This is a genomic window from Paenibacillus sp. RC21 (assembly GCF_044907935.1).
In the GTDB taxonomy this organism is placed as follows: Bacteria; Bacillota; Bacilli; order Paenibacillales; family Paenibacillaceae; genus Paenibacillus; species Paenibacillus terrae_A.
The window spans coordinates 1040138-1058314 of sequence record NZ_JBIYCS010000001.1 but is presented as its reverse complement, the minus strand read 5'-3'; the positions used below and the strand labels follow the sequence as shown (position 1 = coordinate 1058314).

Here is an 18177-nt window from a genome sequence, read left to right as displayed (position 1 = left end):
GAGAGTGCTGAATGAATCCAAATCCAAACATCACCTGGCATGCGTCAGACGTTGACAAGCAAGCGCGCCAGCTTCTGAATGGGCATAAAAGCCCGGTACTTTGGTTTACGGGGCTGTCTGGCTCGGGAAAATCAACGGTATCCTCCACACTGGAAAAAGCATTATTTGCACGAGGCATACACACGTTTATTTTGGATGGGGATAATGTTCGGCATGGTTTAAATCGCAATCTGGGTTTCCTGCCCGCTGATCGCAAAGAAAACATCCGTCGTATTGCTGAAGTAGCGAAGCTGATGTCACATGCAGGAGTGCTGACGATTTGTGCTACGATCTCTCCTTATCGTGAGGATCGTGAAATGGTGAAGGACATTTTACAGCAGGAAGGCTGTTATGAAATCTATATCCAGTGCAGTCTGGAGGAATGCGAGCGACGTGATCCCAAAGGAATGTACAAGAAGGCGAGAGCCGGAGAAATACGTCATTTTACTGGTATTGATGCGCCTTATGAGGCACCTTTGGAGCCTGAGCTCATCGTACCCACTGAAGGCCGGGAGATTGGCCAGTCGGTTCAGGATATACTGGATTTTCTCGATAGGGAATCATTGTTGCTCTAATCTTCGTCAAACCTTTTTCAAATCTTCCTGAAATCTTCATTATCAAAAATGGAATTCATGTTTAAATAGAATAGACCTCTCGATCTTGAAGCCGTCTGAAATTTCCCCCTAGTTTTTTCAGATGTTCGGCGCCAGAGGCGGGAGGTTTTTTGTTTACAGCACATAGCCAACCAATTCATTCAAGAGGTGATTTTAATGATGAATAAACAACCAACCAACCTGACTACCAGCTGGGGCGCTCCTGTCGGTGATAATCAAAATTCTATAACGGCTGGATCACGCGGACCTATATTGATTCAGGATGTGCATCTGCTGGAAAAGCTTGCGCATTTTAACCGGGAACGTGTGCCGGAGCGTGTGGTTCATGCCAAGGGCGCAGGAGCGCACGGCTATTTTGAAGTCACTAAGGATTTATCTGCCTATACAAAAGCAAGCTTTTTATCTGAGGTAGGCAAGCGCACACCGATGTTTATCCGTTTTTCTACGGTTGCCGGTGAGCAAGGCTCGTCTGATACGGTACGCGACCCGCGTGGTTTTGCGGTGAAGTTTTATACCGAGGAAGGCAACTACGATCTCGTAGGTAACAACACACCCGTATTTTTCATCCGGGATGCTATCAAATTTCCGGACTTTATTCATACGCAAAAACGTCACCCCCAAACTCATCTGAAAAACCCTAATGCCGTTTGGGATTTCTGGTCCTTATCTCCTGAATCGCTGCATCAAGTAAGTATTCTGATGTCCGATCGCGGCATTCCCGCTACACTCAGACATATGCATGGATTCGGTAGCCACACGTTCAAGTGGGTCAACGCCGAAGGGCAGGCGGTATGGGTGAAATATCATTTTAAAACAGAGCAAGGCGTTCAAAATCTCGATGTAGAACTGGCTGCCAAAATTGCCGGTGAACACCCGGATTATCATACCGAAGATCTGTTTAATGCCATTGACAAGGGTGATTTCCCTGCATGGAGGCTTCATGTGCAAATTATGCCTGTGGAGGATGCGGACACATACCGCTTTGATCCATTTGATGTGACGAAAGTATGGTCGCAAAAGGATTACCCGCTGATCGAGCTGGGACGCATGGTATTAAATCGCAATCCTGAGAACTATTTTGCAGAAGTAGAGCAAGCAACGTTCTCTCCGGGTTCGTTCGTTCCAGGTATTGAAGCATCTCCGGATAAAATGCTGCAAGGACGCCTGTTTGCCTACGGAGACGCACATCGCTACCGCGTAGGTGCAAATCACAATTCATTACCGATCAATCGACCACATGCGGAAGTACACAACTATCAACGTGATGGTGCATTGCGTAGTGACGACAATGGTGGCAGATCGGTCTATTATGAGCCTAATAGCCTCGGTGGGCCGAAAGAGTCTCCAGCGCACAACATCGCTCCTTTTGAAGTGAGTGGAGAAGCACAAAGTGTGGGTTATGATCATCATGATCACTATACTCAACCGGGCGATCTGTACCGCTTACTCAGCGAAGAAGAACGGGCGCGTCTGGTACAAAACATCGTGGGTGCGATGAAGCCGGTGGAAAGTGATGAAATCAAGCTGCGTCAGATTGGACATTTCTACAAGGCTGATCCTGAGTACGGACGCCGTGTAGCCGAAGGTTTGGGCTTGACCGTTCCTCAAGGCGAGTAGAGGTGTCCGCAACTCCCACACACAAATAACCTTAATTAATTAAAAAGGATGTCCCAACGCCATCATATAGATGGTTGATGGGACATCCTTTGCTTTTGAGTACGATGAAAAGCGGGTGTTTGTGGTGGACGCTCCGCGAACGGAACGTTGCTCCAAACGCTGTTGTCTCCAGATTTATTGAATTACACTCAGCGGTGTAAATCTGGAGACAAAGGCGACCGCTGCCGCTTTTCCGCAATCGTTCCATCCTCTCCGCTGCTTTTAGTGTGGCCAGTTTATAAGCCGAAGGACAAGAATCAAAAATCAGAAAAGTCGCAAGCCTTCAATAATCACGAGGTTTTGTGACTTATTTAGGTGTGTTTTGTGTTTGAAAATATAATTGATGCAAGCAGCATAAAGCCAGCGGAGAGGACGGAATCGTTCTGTAGAAGCGCCAGCGATCGTAAGAATGATCCGTTCTCGTAGCGGTCATAGATCCACGAATGTACACATCCTCCAGCACTATAAATTGCTATATCTTCTGCAACCGAGGCAAATAGATCACAAGAAACAGCGACCGCCCTAAAGCAAATACGATGAACGAGAGCCAAAGCCCATGATTCCCATAGTGGGGAACGCACCAAAACAGCGCAATCAAAAAGAAGACCAGTGAAATGAGCATTGAATTACGGATTGGGTACGTCACCGTCATGCCTGTAAATACACCGTAGAAGACCAGACCCAGTCCAGCGGCCAGTGGAAAGGCGACTAGCCAAGCGTTATATGGATCCGTAAGGCTGATCACGGTAGCGTTATCGGTAAACAGACGGATAAGCGGCTCCTTCAGTGCAAAATACAGCCCACCCGTCAGCACGCTGGTTACAATCGTCCAGAACCAGGATAAATGAATAACTCTTTGCAGCATTTTTGGATCCCTTGCACCTCGGGCTTGACCCGTCATGATACTGCTGGCGTTGGCAAAACCGTCAAAAAAGTAAGCCATAAGGTAGTGGATTTGCAGCAAAATAGCGTTTGCTGCCAGTTGATCGGTTCCAAAACTCGCGCTGTTCGATGTAAACAGATTAAACATCGTCAGCAGACAGGCTGTCCGAATCATAAGGTCAAGGTTCGTTGCCATGACGCTTTTCAGCTCCGCAGCTCCAAACCATCCCCGCCAATCCCTCGGTCCACTGCGCTTCCATTCCCTCCAGACCGACGAACGAAGCACTAGCACAAAACCAAGCACACATGCGAGGACCTCAGCAATCAGAGTAGCGCCAGCCACACCAGCTACATCCCATTGCATGATTTGTGTGAATACAATAGCCAGCACCATATTGATAACATTCATGGAAATTTGCAAAAACAATGTAGCCTTTACGCGAGACAATCCCATTAGCCAGCCGAGCAGTACATAGTTCACCAGCGTGAGGGGAGCTCCCCAAATACGAATGTTAAAATAAATCGATGCCTGCGCCGCCACATCCTCAGCAGGATGGATAAGCTGGAGGGAGGCTAGCAGGATCGGCTTTTGCAGCAGAATGAACAACGCACCGATCACCAAAGCAATCCCCATCGGACGCATGAGGGCGGCTATACCCTGGTCGTTATTTTTAGCCCCGGCCGCCTGTGCCGTAAAAGCCGATGTGCTGACTCGCAGAAAGCCGAACAGCCAATATAAAGTATTAAAAATAAGAGTGCCTACTGCCACACCGCCCAAATAGGCAGAGTGGCTCAAATGACCGATTACCGCTGTATCCACCGCACCGAGTAGCGGGGTTGTAATCGTCGAGATAATTAAAGGAATGGCTAAAGCAAGATAGGCTCGGTGGGAAGGCAACATGTTGAAAAAACCTCCAGTAGCGATTGTGTATAGGAATGGCGATCTGAGTGAAATAAAGCTTCCTTGGAAAAATGCTCAAGGACACTGCCATCTTTCATAACCATGATCCGATCACTCATAAAGTGAACGGCTGCCAGGTCATGGGAAATAAATAGATATGCCAATCCCAGTTTATCCTGCAAATCCTTTAGCAGATTTAAAACGGTGGCCTGTGTGGTCACATCCAGACTGGCCGTCGGCTCATCCAGCACGATAAAATCCGGCTCGGTGCTGATGGCACGCGCAATGGTTACGCGTTGCTTTTCCCCGCCGCTGAGCTGATGGGGATACTTATCCAGATAGCTGGAGGGAAGCTTCACCATACCGAGCAAGTGCTCGGCAATGTCCCTACGTCCCGAAGGCATACCCGTCATATAGGAGGGAACATAGCCTTTGAGCTGATCCAGCGGTTCCATCAACGATTGCAGGATGGTCAGTCTGGAGTTCAAAGCCGCAGCGGGATGCTGAAACACGGCGCCAAGTCTGCTACGAATACGCTTTAATTCACTTCGCTTTAATCCCCGGACTGCACGCCCATCTAGCACCAGCTCGCCTTGATCCAACGGGTCCAGCGTCAAAATACAGCGAGCGAGCGTACTTTTTCCGCTGCCGCTTTCCCCGACGACACCCAGACATTCTCCGGTGGAAATCGACAGAGAGATATCTTGCAGCACAGTTTTGCCCCCTGCGTAAGCCTTCGTCAAACCAGAAACAGTGACAACAGGCTTGGAAATGCCAAGCCGCTGAGGAGGTAATGCTTCATTATCCAAGTGATCCGCTCCTATCTGGTGTGGTCTGTTCTTCGGTGCTGTAGGGCAAACGTGCGGGAGCGCCTGGAGACAATGGCGGAATGGCCGCCAGCAACCGACGTGTATACGGATGCGAAGGATGATCCAGCACGGCTTGCGTCTCTCCAGTCTCCACCAGTGAACCTGTACGCATCACCGCGATTCGGTCTGCATACTTGCGGACATGCCGTAGATCGTGAGTGATCCACAATACGGAAATCCCTGTTTCCATCCGTATCCGGTTGATGAGTTGGAGCACCCGGTGGGCTGTCAGTGTATCGAGCGCGGTTGTTGGCTCGTCGGCAATGAGCAGCTTTGGTTCCAGCAGCAGTGCAGCAGCAATAGCGGCTCGTTGCAACTGTCCGCCGCTGAGCTGGAACGGATAACTGCGATACACACGCTCCGCAGGAAGCTGTACCCGCTCCAGCACCTCCATACAGCGTTGTTTGCGCGCTTTACGATCCTGTCTGCCATGGGCACGTATCAGCTCGTCCAACTGGCTTCCAATACGAAGGAAGGGGGTGAATGCCCCGTGATAGTCTTGAAAAATATAAGAGATTTCATTGCCTAGCAAGGAACGCATTTGTTTGGCCGATAGGGCAAGTAAATTATTCTCCTTCCACGCAATGATCCCTTTGGCTGTAACGGAAGAGGGAAGAAGACCGCCGATGGCATACGCGGTCATGCTTTTTCCGCTACCACTTTCTCCGGCGAGAGCAAACCATTCCCCCGGACGAACGGTAAGCTCCAGCCGGTTTACGATCGTTTTTGCTTTGGTCTGAATCATTAGGTCTTTAATAGACAGCATAACTGGTTCACACCTCCGTCCGGGTTTTGACATCATATTGGTCACGAAGCTTGTCTCCCAGGACATTCGCCAGGAGTACCGTAAGTGAGACAGCAACCCCGGGAACTAGCATCAGGTGGGGAGCTATTTGAAAATATGCTCGCCCTTCATTCAGCATTGCGCCCCATTCGGGAATCGGTGGCTGTGGACCCAAGCCCAAAAAGGACAGAGAGGCAATCATCAAAATGATTTTGCCAATATCCAGCGTAGCCAGTACCAGTACATTCCCGATCGCGTGGGGCAGAATATGTCGCATGACAATTCGCAGGGAGGATGTACCCGCCAGTATGGATAATGAAATGTAATCCTTTTGCTTCTCAGCCAGAACGATACTGCGAACGAGCCGTGCATAACTAACCCATTTTACTGCGGTCACAGCGAAAATAAGATTCAATAAGCCCGGCCCGAGCAGGCCGCTCAGTACAATGGCAAAGATATAATCAGGTAATGTCATACAAGCATCAACCACCCGCTTGAACACGCGATCAATCCAGCCTCCAACAAACCCGGAGAGTAGTCCGAGTGGAACCCCAACAACCAGTGAAACGGTCAATATTAATAAACTGGTTCCGACAGTCGTCCGAAGTCCTGACATCACCCTTGACAGCATATCTCTGCCTAAATGGTCAGTTCCCAGCCAATGCATAGCACTGATCGGTTGGAGTCGATTCCCCATCTGGACACGGTACGGATCTTGCGGGGCAAGAAGGGGAAGCACTACAATTGCTGCAAGAATGAACAGGATGGAGAGCGTTACGCTCCACGGTTTGGACAGTCGCATCTTGATGAGCTGCCTGTTTTCGGCATGTATGGATTTTATCATGATAATCGTTTCTCCTTCAAAGCAATTTCAGGATTAACCCAACGGTAGGACAGTTCTACCAAAATATTGATGCATACGATAAACACAGCCATAAATAGCGTATAGCCCTGAATAATCGGGTAATCCCTCGCAGCAATGGCATCGACAATCCATTTGCCCAGCCCCGGATAGGCAAACAGCACCTCAATCACCACAGTACCTCCCATTAGGCTGCCTATGCTCTCACTGAACACCGTAATGAGTGGCACAAGACTGTGACGGAACATATGCCTGAAAAAGATGCGCACCGGACCGATTCCACGTGCTTGTGCCGCCTTAATAAAGTCCTGTCCCGAGCTTTCGATCAGACTAGCACGAATCATCCGTACATAGACAGCAGACATTGCCAACCCCAAGGTAAGGGAAGGGAGCACCAGATGAAAAACGGTTCCCTCTCCCATGGACGGTAAAATTCGCAGTTTAACCGCAAACCACTCCATAAACAAGAGACCCATCCAGAAGCTGGGGATCGAGGAGCCGATTAAGGCAAATACGCGACTGACGCTGTCAAACCAGCGATTTCGATACAACGCTGACAGGGTTCCCAATGGAAGAGCAATCAGCAGCATGATGAACAGGGAGGCTCCGGTAAGGAGGAGTGTATAAGGCAGCTTTTCCATGAACTCTGTGAATACCGGACGATGGGTTAAATAAGACTGTCCAAAATCAAACTGAAGTAATTGAATCAGCCACTTGCCATATTGCACAGGTAACGGTTGATCCAGTCCCAGTTGACTGCGCATATCCGCAATTTGCTGATTGGACACCGCGACATCATCTACCCGGAGAATGCTCCGGACGGGATCGCCCGGAACAAGCTTGAGCAGACAGAAGCTGACAAAGGAGAGAATAAGAAAGAACAATACAAGTTCGAAAAGCTTTTTGCCAATGGATTTGAGCATCTTAGTTCACATCCAGATCCTGAGTCAGCAGATAGTATTCACTTTGACTTGTCACCCAGTTATGTACGTAATTTCGATAGGCCACTACGTTATTCGGATGAACAAGGAAGGATTGCAGGTTTTCTTGATCAATTAGTATAACGGCTTCCAGCGCTAGCTTGTTACGTTGTTCCTCGTTCACTGTCATGTTCAGCTTCGTGATCAGAGCTTCCATTTCCGGTAAATGCACACGTCCATAATTCAACGCGCCCTCAGGCATGTAAGTCGCATTCAGGAAGTAACTTGCATCGCCACGCGGGGCTGTAATACTGCTATAAGTCGCCAAATCCCAATCCTGATTAGCCGCAAGGTATTCGTCGATATTATCAACCTGGCGGATATCAATCGTTATGCCCAGCTCCTTGGCGTTAGCCTGAATCAGCTGTGAAATGAGTGGGAGTTCTGCTCTCGACTGGTAAGTCAGTAATGTAAGATGAAGCGACTTGCCCTCGGGCGTTGTAACTTTACCATCCTGCACTTTGTATCCAGCCTGCTTGAAGCCTTCTCGCGCAGCAGTCAAATCAAACTTTTTCTTAGTATACTTTGGTGAAAAAGGAAAGTCAGACAAGAATGGACCTTGAGCAGGGGTTCCTTGACTGGACATAATACCGCTGGCAATCTCATCCCGATTAATCAGGCTATCGAATGCTTTACGCACCGCCGTTTTTTTCAGATCGTTGTTATTCATATTGTAAATGAGCTGATGCGTCCGCAGGCTGGGAAGAGAGTCAACCTTAACGGTGGGATCGGCTTTCAGCAAATCAAGACTTTCAATCGGCGGGCGGTACACAATATCGGCATCCTTGGCTTGAAAGGCAAGCTGACGTGCATTGGCGTCTTCGTTAAACATGAATTTGGCATGCTTCAGCTTCACTTCGCCATTCCAGTATTGCTCATTACGATCCAGATTCAGTTCACTTCCGGCGCGGAAGCTGGCGGCCTTGAACGGGCCTGTCCCTGATGGAAGATCACCTGTAGAAGTGGTATCTATCACCGCCGTATTCGGATGAACCAGCTCAGATACAAATTCCGGAAAAGGCTTGTTTGTCGTGATGTTTAAAATCTGACCATCTGCTTGAATATCACGGATATGCAGCGCATTTTTAACCGATGGATTGAGTTTTTGTGCTCTTTCCAGAGAGTCTTTGACAGCAGCGGCATCGACAGCTTTACCGCTATGGAAGGTCACGCCTGAACGGATGTTGAAGGTCCAGTGTTGTCCGTCCTTACTGTCCCATTTCTCTGCAAGCCAAGCCTCCAGCTTGAGATCCTTGCTCACCTTGACAAGCGTTTCACTCACTCCCGCACGAACGGCTGTGTAATTCACATCCGTATGAGGATCTACAGAAGGGCTTTGCACATTGAACAATAGGGTAACACTTTTATCTACTGGTGCATTTGCAACAGATGAAGAGAGTGAAGCTGATGGTGCTGAAGAGCACGCTGCCATCATCCCTGCCAGTACTGACAGTATGAAGAGTTTAAAATACTGATTCTTAAACAACAGATATTCCTCCTTGATCGTAATCGTAATTTTTACACTTTAGCTCATGAAGCATATCGTAACCAAATGAGGAAGGTTTGTAAATATGTAATTATATAAATATGTATATAGGATTATAAAGAAAAAGCTGCTTGACCATGGAGATAGGTCAGCAGCCTTTTCACTTTTAGGATATTTTTGAACATAGATAGCTATAAAATTATCTATTAATGCATGGGAGCTTGAGCAGCCCCTTTTTCTACATGAACTCTGCGAATGAAGAACGCAAGAATTAATCCAATTACACTGACGATCATGGCAAAGAAGAAAGAATTCTGTGATCCAAACGCCATAGCATTCGCCAATTCTTCTACAGATTTCGGCATGCTGGATTGACTCAAATAGCTTTCCATGCCCTTGGAGAGAATGCTGACCGCCACGGCTGTACCGATTGCACCGGCAACTTGCTGGAGCGTACTCATAATGGCTGTACCATCCGGGTACAGATCCATCGGCAACTGATTCAGACCGTTCGTCTGAGCAGGCATCATGATCATGGAAATGCCGATCATCAGGCAGCTATGCAGCACAATAATGAGTACGATAGCTGATGTCGTCGTAATGCCGGATAGGAAAAACAAGACAGCGGCAACGATCACAAGTCCCGGAATAACGAGCCATTTTGGACCGAATTTATCGAACAGGGAACCCATGATGGGTGACAACAGACCATTGATAATTCCGCCGGGCAGAAGCACCAATCCTGCGGACAGCGCGGACAGGGCCAGCCCTTTTTGCAAAAAGAGTGGGAGAATCAGCATTGTAGAAAGGATCGTCATCATACACAGGAAGACCATCACAACTCCGATAACAAACATCGGATATTTAAAGACGCGCAAATTCAACATAGGCTGCTTCATTTTTAACTGGCGTACAGAGAACAGAATCAAAGATACCAATCCGATGATCAGAGGGAGCAAAACAACCGGGCTAGCCCAGCCTTCGCCGCCTTCTCCGGATTTACTGAAACCGAACACAACACCACCGAAGCCAATGGAAGATAACAGGATAGATGGAATGTCAATTTTCGGCTTTGTAATCTCCGAAACATTTTGCATAAACAGGATACCGCAAATCAGCGAAAGAATCAGAAACGGAAGGGAAATCCAGAAAATCCAGTGCCAGGACAGATTTTGCAGCACCAGACCCGCAATCGTAGGTCCCACCGCAGGAGCAAACATAATAACCAATCCGATGATCCCCATAGCTGCGCCTCTCTTTTCAGCCGGGAAGATGATCAAGATGGTGTTAAACATCAACGGTAATAACAGCGCCGTACCGACGGCTTGAAGAATGCGTGCGATCAATAGCACTGAAAAGGTTGGTGCTAACGCAGCAACGAGACAGCCTGCAATAGAGAACAGCAGTGATGTGACGAAAAGCTGTCTTGTCGTAAAGGTTTGAAGCAGCAAACCCGATACAGGTACCAAAATACCGAGTGTCAGCAGAAAGGCCGTGGTCAGCCATTGGGCTGTTGCTGTTGTAATGTGCAAAATCTGCATCAAATCATTCAGCGCAATGTTCAACGCCGTTTCACTGAACATTCCGATAAAGCCGCTAAGCAGCAGGGCAATCATAATAGGCAGCACCTTGAACGTCTTGGGATCAGACGGAGGGCTTGTTTGACTCATTGTACTCATGTTGTTTTTGTTCCTCCAATAAAATTGATGGGTATTGAATTATAGTGATCGGTCTATATATAATAAACGTGAAGTTATTTTTTTGTCAAAAAAATTTAAATATTATAAGGATGCTGTATATGGCTGCTAAACCCGAATCATATGAAAATATTGTACAAACCGCTTCTAAGCTCTTTTTTCATCAGGGCTACCATGCTACCGGACTCAATCAGATTCTTGCGGAGAGTGGCTCACCGAAGGGCTCGCTTTATTATTATTTTCCGCGTGGCAAAGAGGAATTGGCTTTGGAGTGCATCAGAAGAGGGAATGAGTTTATTAAGAAAAAGTTGAAAGAAACGCTATCAGGGAAAGAGGACCCTGTGCTCGCCATACAGGATTTCATCCGCAATGCAGCTGAGGAAGCGGACCAAACGAACTTTAATGGCTTTATGCCTATGGGATTTTGGGCTGCTGCGGAAACTTCCTGCATCAGCGAATCTTTGCGGCGTGCCTGCGTGAATACGTTTACAGATTGGCAACATATCTATATGGAACGTCTTCAGACAGCGGGATGGACAGAGGAAAAGGCACATAGTCTGGCGGTACTTATTATTTCAATGCTGGAAGGTGCCTTAATTCTAGCTCTTACTCAGCAGAGCAGCGCACCTATTTATAATGTAGCGGATTACATTCCACAGCTGATCAAATAAAAAAGGATATGGAATTGCTTCCTGGCTGACCAGCTTTGAGAGCCGATTATCTTGTTCGTGAGAAATCGGCTCTTTTTTTATACGCAAGTGCCACGAATTAACTCAGATTACCAGCACCAAATGATGAAAAGTATGGTAAAATGGAATGAATTTGATTTTGCAGTAAAGGAAGGGTGAAAGCAAGTGGCAAAGGCGAAGGTGGCCAAACGGCCTACCCGGGATGAATTTGTGCTGGAGGAAATTGGGAACCAGCTTGCAGAAGCGCAGCAAGAGCAATCCGAAGTTGTGTTGACCGTATGGGGGCGCCAGGAGACAACCCGCGGGCAGATCGTTAAAATGGACCCGAGAACGGGCAGGGTGCATGTAGAGAGTAATGGTGAAACGGACAAAGTTCCTTTTATGGATATCATGAGTGTGAATTACCCAAGAGATTAAGCAGGGTTTATATACCATTTTACATAATAGGAAGCAATGAAATTGTCTGAAGCGATATATTATTGGCGCTGCTTCTTTGTTTGTTAACGTGAGCAAAAACACGGCCGTTCCGGGGTTATGTAACCTCGAAAAAGCCGTGTTTTTTGTGCTATAGAATCCTTATGTCAACAGAGTCTTTTCTTTGACTTCCCTATGTAGCTTTTACCGGAGTAGCACCATTATCGCGCGCTTCGGCTTTCTTCAGTACCTTACGGTCAAAAATGAAAGGCCCGAATGGCAGCAATGAGGCAATCAGGGCCACAAGCCCTTGCAGTACCGAAAGCTTTCGCAAAATCAGCATGACCACAATCGCAACTACATAAATCACGAACAGTATACCATGGATCATACCGACCCATCTTACCATTTGCGGCATCCCGGCTGCGTATTTAAGCGGCATAGCGATACATACGAGCAACAGATATGAAATCGCTTCAATATTACCAATGACGCCAAATGTCTTAAAAACATTTTTGAACATGAATAAACCTCCCTTGTTACTATTACTTAAAATTTAATATAGCCTATAAAATGATTTTGTTAAACGGTAGAAAGTTACGATTTATTGAATATTTACAGCTTTTTCTTCGTTTTTAAGGAAAAGGACTTGATCAAATGTGCAAGCTGTTCGACAGGGATGTGAGCGAAGGACGGATTGAGCGTGTACACTTCGGCTTCAAAAGAACAGGCCGGGAGGCAGGCACTGGAATAAAAACATGACTCGATCCATAGAATGAAACTATGATTCAGAACATAAAATAGCATTAGAATTTATAGATCAGATGATATAAAATCAAGTCATAAGGAACGGTCGTACTCAAAAGTACCTCCACATTCCTAAAAGTGAAAAAAATCACATATGAGAATGCTTTGATGAAAACTTGAACATGAAATCTGCAAACTCGCAAGGAGGAAGAACAATGAACCACTATCCTGCTATTTTTGAACCTCTGACAATACGTCGTATGACGTTAAAAAACCGGATTGTTATGCCGCCGATGGGCACTAACTTTGCGGCTATGGATGGAAGCTTCGTTCAGGATCATATTGACTATTACGTGCAACGGGCCAAAGGTGGTACCGGCCTGATAACCGTAGAAAATGTTTGTCTGGATTTCCCAATGGGTACGAACGGAACGACCCAGTTGCGTATGGATAATGATCAGTTTATTCCCGGATTGTTTAGATTAACAGAAGCCCTGCACTCTTATGGAGCTTGCGTCTCTGTCCAAATTAACCACGCAGGTGCTTCCGCTTATGCTGGGAGATTGAATGGAGTTCAGCCTGTATCTTCTTCAAATATTCCTTCTAAAAAGGGTGGAGCGATTCCAAGACCTTTGCAAAAAGAAGAAATTTACGCCATTGTACGCAAATACGGAGAGGCAGCGGGAAGAGCGCAACGGGCCGGCTTTGACTGCGTGGAAATACATGCGGGTCATTCCTACTTGCTGAGTCAGTTCCTGTCCCCTATGTATAATAAACGTACGGATGAATTTGGTGGCAGCGCAGAAAACCGCACACGCTTTGCCAGATTGGTGATTGATGAAATTCGTTCGGTGGTTGGCCCATTCTTCCCGATCTGCTTACGCTTTAGTGCGGAAGAGTTCACAGAAGGCGGCAACACACTGGAAGATACCTTGGTATTGCTGGAGTATTTGAATGATGAGGTAGATATTCTGAACGTGTCTGCTGCTCTGAATGATTCCATCCAGTTCCAGATTGATGGAATGAACCTGCCGGATGGCTGGCGCTCTTATATGGCCAAAGCGGTAAAAGACAAATTCGGTAAGGTCACCATGACCTCAGGTAATATTCGGAGTCCGCAAGCTGCGCAGGATATTTTGGAGAGAGGCGACGCTGATCTTCTGGCTATGGGAAGAGGACTGATCGCAGAACCGAACTGGGTACTTAAAGTGCAGAATGGCCATGAAGAATTGCTTAGAAAATGTATTTCTTGCAACATCGGCTGTGCCGATCACCGTATTTCCAAGAGCAAACCAATTTGCTGTACGGTAAATCCTGACCTGTTCAGAGAAGCTGAATACCGGAAACAACACGTTAAGAATAACGTTCAAGTTGTTGTGATTGGTGGGGGTACCGCAGGGCTAGAAGCGGCATGTACAGCGGCAGAAGTAGGCTGCAAAGTAACCCTTTTTGAAGAAAAACCAGAATTGGGTGGCTTGGCTCGTGATATTGCACGATTGCCGGACAAAACGCGTATTAATGATTTCCCCGATTATCTGATTCAACGCACCAAACAACTGACCAATCTGGATATTATCACAGGAACCCAAGCGGATCTGCCGATGATTACGGCTTTAAATCCCGATATTATTGTAAATGCAACAGGTGCCAAACCACTGCTTCCGCCGATTGCGGGATTGCATGATCAATTGGGTAAACCGGGTGCCAAAGTATTCTCTATCTTTGATCTTTTGCACAATATGGAGAACTTCCAAGAGTTTGAAGGCAAACGTATTGCTGTAGTAGGTGGCGGAGCCGTGGGATTGGACGTTGTCGAATATTACGCAGAACGTGGTGCTCAAGAAGTTTCCATTATTGAAATGATGCCGTTACTGGGCAAAGACCTGGATATGATTACTCGTATTTCCATGATGAAAATGGTTGAGGAACGGGAAGTGAACGTTCATACGGAAACTGCTTTGACAGAAGTATGCAGCGACCGTTTCAAAGTAAAACACGGAGAACAGGAGTTTGAGATTCCTTTTGATCTCGGTTTCGTATGCTTGGGAATGCGCTCATTCAGTCCGCTTATGGACAGCTTGCTCGAATACGGTAAGGAACATCAAGTGGAAGTCGTGAATATCGGGGACAGTAAACAAGCTCGTCGTATTATTGATGGTACCCGCGAAGGCCGGAATATTCTGCATATCATCCAACGGGTGGATGAATTCAAAAATGAGTTTTCTTATTCTTACTAAGTATTGACCTCCTTTGCTACTGACTTGGGCTTGAAATAAGCCTATCAGCGTAGCAGAGGGGGATTTTCTTTTTTTAGTGGCATTATCAGGGAAAGATTAGTAAACTATAAGGGCAAAATCATACATACTATAACCCTATTGCTTCAAGAGCCTATTGTCCCACAGGAGGTGTAACGAAATGATTAACATGTTTAGCGAAATACCGGATGCCTATACATGGAATACAGTAGAAGAAGTCCATAAAGGCTGGTCCAAAGATAAAAAATACGATATCAAAACAAAAGATAACAGGGAGCTACTACTTCGAGTGTCGGATGTATCCCAATATGAAAAGAAAAAATGGGAGTATGAATCTGTTAAAAAACTGGACTATCTAAAGGGCATTTTAATGTCCCGACCGCTTGATTTCGGGATTTGCAATCATGGCGAGTCTGTATATTCCTTATTTACCTGGATTGAGGGAGAAGATGCAGAGAAGATTATTCCCGCCTTAAATGCTAACGATCAGTATCAATTCGGTGTCCAGGCAGGTGAAATCCATTCACTGGGCCATTCCATTTGGTCAGGAAGAGGTTGACGATATGGTGCATCGCGCTGAGGTGGTGTTGGATGCCTATGATGAATTTCAAACGTACATACCCAAATGGTACTTTTCCAGCTACCCCCAATGACTTAAAGAAGCTATTGATATAAAATCCCTTATCCATAAGACAGATTGAAGAACATTACGGCCTGACTGAATAAAGTTATGCGTTGACTAATAAAGATTACAGGTTCTTTGTAAAAGCTAAGACCGCCGCTCTTAGAGTGACGGTCTGTTTTTAATTCTATTATTGCTTTTTGATCTTGTACGTGAATTCCCAAACCGCCTGATTACCCGAATAGCGTCCGCGGTTTTCGGTTACGATGACTCTTAGTCTGACAGTAGAACCTTTGGCGGAAATGGTGGAGACTTTTACATTTTTGCTGGCTTCGCCTTCGTCAGGGATTTTATCCGGCTCATCGGCATAAGCGTACAGCTTAATGCTGCCGCTCGGGCTGACCTTAACCTTCACGCTGCTGCCTTCATCAACTGATTTGCCCCCTACCTCGGCTGCAATGGCCCAATCGTTGCCTACATGGTCATTCGATACCAAGGTTGCTTGCTGGAACGTAACTACATAAGTTGATGCTGAAGCTGCGAGCGCGTACGTTCCGTTGAATAACAGGGATACCACTACCAATAGAATAGCCGATGCTTTCGTCCATACTCTATTCAATCTCCTGTTCCAAACTATTTTTCAGGAGCTTCCTCGTCTGTTTCTTCACTTTCACAATTCAACTGCCACTCAATTCCGAATTTGTCTTTAAGACTGCCATAGCATTTACTCCAAAATGTTTCTTGAAGTTCCATGCCTACTTCTCCACCTTCTTTCAGTTTATCAAATAGTGATTTAATTTTATCAATGTCCTTATTGACGAAGGAGAGGCTTATATTGTTCCCGACAACAAAAGGCATGCCAGGAAAAACATCAGAAAACATAACATTACTCCCATCGATATCAAGGCGTGTATGCATGACTAAATCTTTTGCTTCTTCTGGCAGCTGATATTCAGGGTTAGGCGGCGTTTGACCAAAGGTCATGATTTCTGGTTTATCCGTTTCAAATACTTCTGCGTAAAATTCCGCTGCTTCACGGCAGTTCCCATTAAAATTAAGGTAAACATCAATGGACATACGAATCACTCCTTCGGGTTAATTAGTTGAACAGACTGTGGTTTCAACATTTATTATTTACCTGTACATAAACAAAAATACTAACTTCGATAATAAGGAACAACATCTAAAATATACGAAAAGTATCCGAATGGAATTGGTATCTATCATGGATAATGCGTTTCGTGAGATCGGCGGTATCTATCCATCGATTTTCGATATATGACGTATCTGACCTGGGTAGATATTGCTACGAATAAATTATTCATTGTATATCCGTTCGAAGGACAGTGCATCGGCATAGAGGGAAGAATCACGCTGACCCAAAAAAAAGGGTACTTAGAAAACACGTTGCCCTTAAAAGGTAGCCTGTTTTGTTCTGCTTTACGTTCAAATGTTGAGCAAACTTATGCAAGAAACGGCAGATATGTTTATTGGATGATCAAAAACAGGACATATGTATTTTGTGATACAAAAGTAACAAATTCGAAGAAAGGGTTGACAAGTAGCAAGGAGAAATTTACAATTTTATATTAGTGATAATGATTATCAATATCACTAATTTTAAGTAAAGCTACAATGACTATATACTAAAGGGGTTTTAAAGAATGAATAGCAAGATGAACAAGAGGTTTTACATGTTTTTATGTGTATTTACTGTTTGGATCTTGGTTCTTTCGGGCTGCGGCAACGTTGGAGGTACCTCCGAGTCCTCTACCAAGCAGTCTGCGACCGACACGAAAAAGGAGGCAAGCACGGACTCTGGTACCCGTACCGTATCCACAGTCATGGGAGATGTTGAGGTACCTGCCAATCCTCAACGTGTGGTGGTCAACTGGTATATTGGGGACGTATTTACAGTGGGCCTGACACCGGCTGCGGTATCAGGCTGGTCGCAAAAAACCATGCCTTTTTTCGATAAGCTAAATGGAGTTCCAAATATTGAAAAGTGGGAATCCGAGGAAATCATGAAGTATGATCCTGACTTGATCATTACATATGACACAAAGGATTATGACAAGCTGTCCAAAATTGCGCCCGTCTTGGTGATGCCTGAAAATAAAATGACAGCACTTGAACGGGGCAAATTTTTGGGACAGGCCACAGGTCATGAGGCAGAAGCTGACAAGGCGATTGCTACCTTTGAAAGCAAGCTCAATGACGCTAAGGAAAAATTAAAATCCGACATTTTCAAAGACAAAACCTTTAGTATATTCGAGGATTGGGGTAGCGACTCCTACGGAGTATATTATGAAACAGGCTCACGCGGCGGAACGTTGCTGTATGACTATATCGGACTTCACAAACCGAAAAAACTCGAAAAGTTAGTAAAAGATTCAGGAGAGAGCAGAGGATCTTTATCCTATGAAGTGGCTGCTGAATATTTTGGCGACTATGTCCTCTGGTTCAAGCAGGAAGGCAAGGAATCTCAGTTTGCAAAAACGAAAATATGGAGCAGTATCCCGGCCGTAAAAAATGGGAATATCATCGAGATTCCAGCGGATTATGCAGGCCTGTTTTACTACTCTGACGTTTTGAGCATGACGGGGCAATTGGACTATATCACAAACAGATTGCTGGAAAAGACGAAGTAAGCAGAGCATAATTGACCCATTAAGGATGT

General features: G+C 45.9%; 17 protein-coding genes and 1 pseudogene. 8 read left to right on the top strand and 10 right to left on the bottom strand.

Going from position 1 to position 18177, the window contains the following annotated elements:
• The first annotated feature begins 11 nt into the window (after positions 1-11).
• The gene (gene cysC / locus ABIA61_RS04645) at positions 12-614 is read left to right on the top strand and encodes an adenylyl-sulfate kinase (protein WP_404580365.1); all 603 of its coding nucleotides are present in this window, start codon (positions 12-14) and stop codon (positions 612-614) included.
• Positions 615-812: 198 nt separating this feature from the next.
• Positions 813-2270 carry a catalase KatA gene (katA, locus tag ABIA61_RS04640; protein WP_044647621.1) on the top strand — a complete coding sequence of 486 codons (1458 nt, stop codon included), beginning with the start codon at positions 813-815 and terminating at the stop codon, positions 2268-2270.
• Positions 2271-2781: 511 nt separating this feature from the next.
• On the opposite strand, the gene ABIA61_RS04635 is transcribed toward katA, so the two are convergent.
• The 7 genes from ABIA61_RS04635 to ABIA61_RS04605 all read right to left on the bottom strand — a co-directional run bounded on the left by ABIA61_RS04635 (position 2782) and on the right by ABIA61_RS04605 (position 10743).
• Positions 2782-4092: an MATE family efflux transporter gene (locus ABIA61_RS04635; protein WP_404580363.1), complete on the bottom strand. Its 1311-nt coding sequence runs from the start codon at positions 4090-4092 to the stop codon at positions 2782-2784.
• Positions 4059-4901: an ABC transporter ATP-binding protein gene (locus tag ABIA61_RS04630; protein ID WP_283657949.1), complete on the bottom strand. Its 843-nt coding sequence runs from the start codon at positions 4899-4901 to the stop codon at positions 4059-4061. The genes ABIA61_RS04635 and ABIA61_RS04630 overlap by 34 nt, the downstream gene beginning before the upstream one ends.
• Complete coding sequence (locus ABIA61_RS04625; RefSeq protein WP_404580361.1) at positions 4894-5727, bottom strand: ABC transporter ATP-binding protein; 834 nt, start codon at positions 5725-5727, stop codon at positions 4894-4896. Before ABIA61_RS04625 ends, ABIA61_RS04630 begins: the two co-directional genes overlap by 8 nt.
• Before the next feature lie 7 nt (positions 5728-5734).
• Positions 5735-6589, bottom strand: a complete 855-nt coding sequence (nikC, locus tag ABIA61_RS04620; protein WP_404580359.1) for a nickel transporter permease — start codon at positions 6587-6589, stop codon at positions 5735-5737.
• Positions 6586-7530: a nickel ABC transporter permease gene (gene nikB, locus ABIA61_RS04615; RefSeq protein WP_283656084.1), complete on the bottom strand. Its 945-nt coding sequence runs from the start codon at positions 7528-7530 to the stop codon at positions 6586-6588. Before nikB ends, nikC begins: the two co-directional genes overlap by 4 nt.
• Position 7531: 1 nt before the next feature.
• The gene (gene nikA / locus ABIA61_RS04610; protein ID WP_404580358.1) at positions 7532-9073 is read right to left on the bottom strand and encodes a nickel ABC transporter substrate-binding protein; all 1542 of its coding nucleotides are present in this window, start codon (positions 9071-9073) and stop codon (positions 7532-7534) included.
• A gap of 206 nt (positions 9074-9279) precedes the next feature.
• The gene (locus ABIA61_RS04605) at positions 9280-10743 is read right to left on the bottom strand and encodes a DHA2 family efflux MFS transporter permease subunit (RefSeq protein WP_404580413.1); all 1464 of its coding nucleotides are present in this window, start codon (positions 10741-10743) and stop codon (positions 9280-9282) included.
• Positions 10744-10871: 128 nt separating this feature from the next.
• On the opposite strand from ABIA61_RS04605, the gene ABIA61_RS04600 reads away from it, so the two are divergent.
• Positions 10872-11441, top strand: coding sequence for a TetR/AcrR family transcriptional regulator (locus ABIA61_RS04600; protein WP_283656082.1), 570 nt, complete (start codon positions 10872-10874; stop codon positions 11439-11441).
• A gap of 183 nt (positions 11442-11624) precedes the next feature.
• Positions 11625-11876, top strand: a complete 252-nt coding sequence (locus ABIA61_RS04595; protein WP_014281611.1) for a YolD-like family protein — start codon at positions 11625-11627, stop codon at positions 11874-11876.
• 190 nt (positions 11877-12066) lie between these two features.
• Here the strand turns inward: ABIA61_RS04595 and ABIA61_RS04590 are convergent, their stop codons facing one another.
• On the bottom strand, positions 12067-12396 hold the full coding sequence (locus ABIA61_RS04590; protein WP_404580357.1) for a DUF3817 domain-containing protein: 330 nt from the start codon (positions 12394-12396) through the stop codon (positions 12067-12069).
• A gap of 439 nt (positions 12397-12835) precedes the next feature.
• Between ABIA61_RS04590 and ABIA61_RS04585 the strand changes: the two genes are divergently transcribed.
• Both ABIA61_RS04585 and ABIA61_RS04580 read left to right on the top strand, forming a co-directional pair.
• Positions 12836-14857 (top strand): NAD(P)/FAD-dependent oxidoreductase, encoded by a 2022-nt coding sequence (locus ABIA61_RS04585; RefSeq protein ID WP_283656079.1) that lies wholly within the window; start codon positions 12836-12838, stop codon positions 14855-14857.
• Positions 14858-15035: 178 nt separating this feature from the next.
• Positions 15036-15434 (top strand): phosphotransferase, encoded by a 399-nt coding sequence (locus ABIA61_RS04580; RefSeq protein ID WP_404580356.1) that lies wholly within the window; start codon positions 15036-15038, stop codon positions 15432-15434.
• Positions 15435-15687: 253 nt separating this feature from the next.
• Here ABIA61_RS04580 and ABIA61_RS04575 read toward each other — a convergent pair whose 3' ends face one another.
• Together ABIA61_RS04575 and ABIA61_RS04570 are read right to left on the bottom strand one after the other, a co-directional pair.
• The gene (locus ABIA61_RS04575; RefSeq protein ID WP_404580355.1) at positions 15688-16116 is read right to left on the bottom strand and encodes a hypothetical protein; all 429 of its coding nucleotides are present in this window, start codon (positions 16114-16116) and stop codon (positions 15688-15690) included.
• A 14-nt stretch (positions 16117-16130) separates the two neighbouring features.
• Entirely contained in the window at positions 16131-16574 is a 444-nt protein-coding gene (locus tag ABIA61_RS04570) for a VOC family protein (RefSeq protein WP_044647599.1), read from the bottom strand.
• A 183-nt stretch (positions 16575-16757) separates the two neighbouring features.
• On the opposite strand from ABIA61_RS04570, the pseudogene ABIA61_RS04565 reads away from it, so the two are divergent.
• Positions 16758-17090 (top strand): annotated as a pseudogene (locus ABIA61_RS04565) (hypothetical protein); the annotation flags it as partial.
• A gap of 71 nt (positions 17091-17161) precedes the next feature.
• Entirely contained in the window at positions 17162-18148 is a 987-nt protein-coding gene (locus ABIA61_RS04560) for an ABC transporter substrate-binding protein (protein WP_404580354.1), read from the top strand.
• The last annotated feature ends 29 nt before the right edge of the window (positions 18149-18177 follow it).

What these genes read in the sequence shown, in the direction of transcription:
- cysC (WP_404580365.1), top strand. Translation starts at nt 12, where the DNA reads ATGAATCCAAATCCAAACATCACCTGGCATGCGTCAGACGTTGACAAG.
- katA (WP_044647621.1), top strand. Translation starts at nt 813, where the DNA reads ATGAATAAACAACCAACCAACCTGACTACCAGCTGGGGCGCTCCTGTC.
- ABIA61_RS04635 (WP_404580363.1), bottom strand. Translation starts at nt 4,092, where the DNA reads ATGTTGCCTTCCCACCGAGCCTATCTTGCTTTAGCCATTCCTTTAATT.
- ABIA61_RS04625 (WP_404580361.1), bottom strand. Translation starts at nt 5,727, where the DNA reads ATGCTGTCTATTAAAGACCTAATGATTCAGACCAAAGCAAAAACGATC.
- nikC (WP_404580359.1), bottom strand. Translation starts at nt 6,589, where the DNA reads ATGATAAAATCCATACATGCCGAAAACAGGCAGCTCATCAAGATGCGA.
- nikB (WP_283656084.1), bottom strand. Translation starts at nt 7,530, where the DNA reads ATGCTCAAATCCATTGGCAAAAAGCTTTTCGAACTTGTATTGTTCTTT.
- ABIA61_RS04605 (WP_404580413.1), bottom strand. Translation starts at nt 10,743, where the DNA reads ATGAGTCAAACAAGCCCTCCGTCTGATCCCAAGACGTTCAAGGTGCTG.
- ABIA61_RS04600 (WP_283656082.1), top strand. Translation starts at nt 10,872, where the DNA reads ATGGCTGCTAAACCCGAATCATATGAAAATATTGTACAAACCGCTTCT.
- ABIA61_RS04590 (WP_404580357.1), bottom strand. Translation starts at nt 12,396, where the DNA reads ATGTTCAAAAATGTTTTTAAGACATTTGGCGTCATTGGTAATATTGAA.
- ABIA61_RS04585 (WP_283656079.1), top strand. Translation starts at nt 12,836, where the DNA reads ATGAACCACTATCCTGCTATTTTTGAACCTCTGACAATACGTCGTATG.
- ABIA61_RS04580 (WP_404580356.1), top strand. Translation starts at nt 15,036, where the DNA reads ATGATTAACATGTTTAGCGAAATACCGGATGCCTATACATGGAATACA.
- ABIA61_RS04570 (WP_044647599.1), bottom strand. Translation starts at nt 16,574, where the DNA reads ATGTCCATTGATGTTTACCTTAATTTTAATGGGAACTGCCGTGAAGCA.
- ABIA61_RS04560 (WP_404580354.1), top strand. Translation starts at nt 17,162, where the DNA reads ATGAATAGCAAGATGAACAAGAGGTTTTACATGTTTTTATGTGTATTT.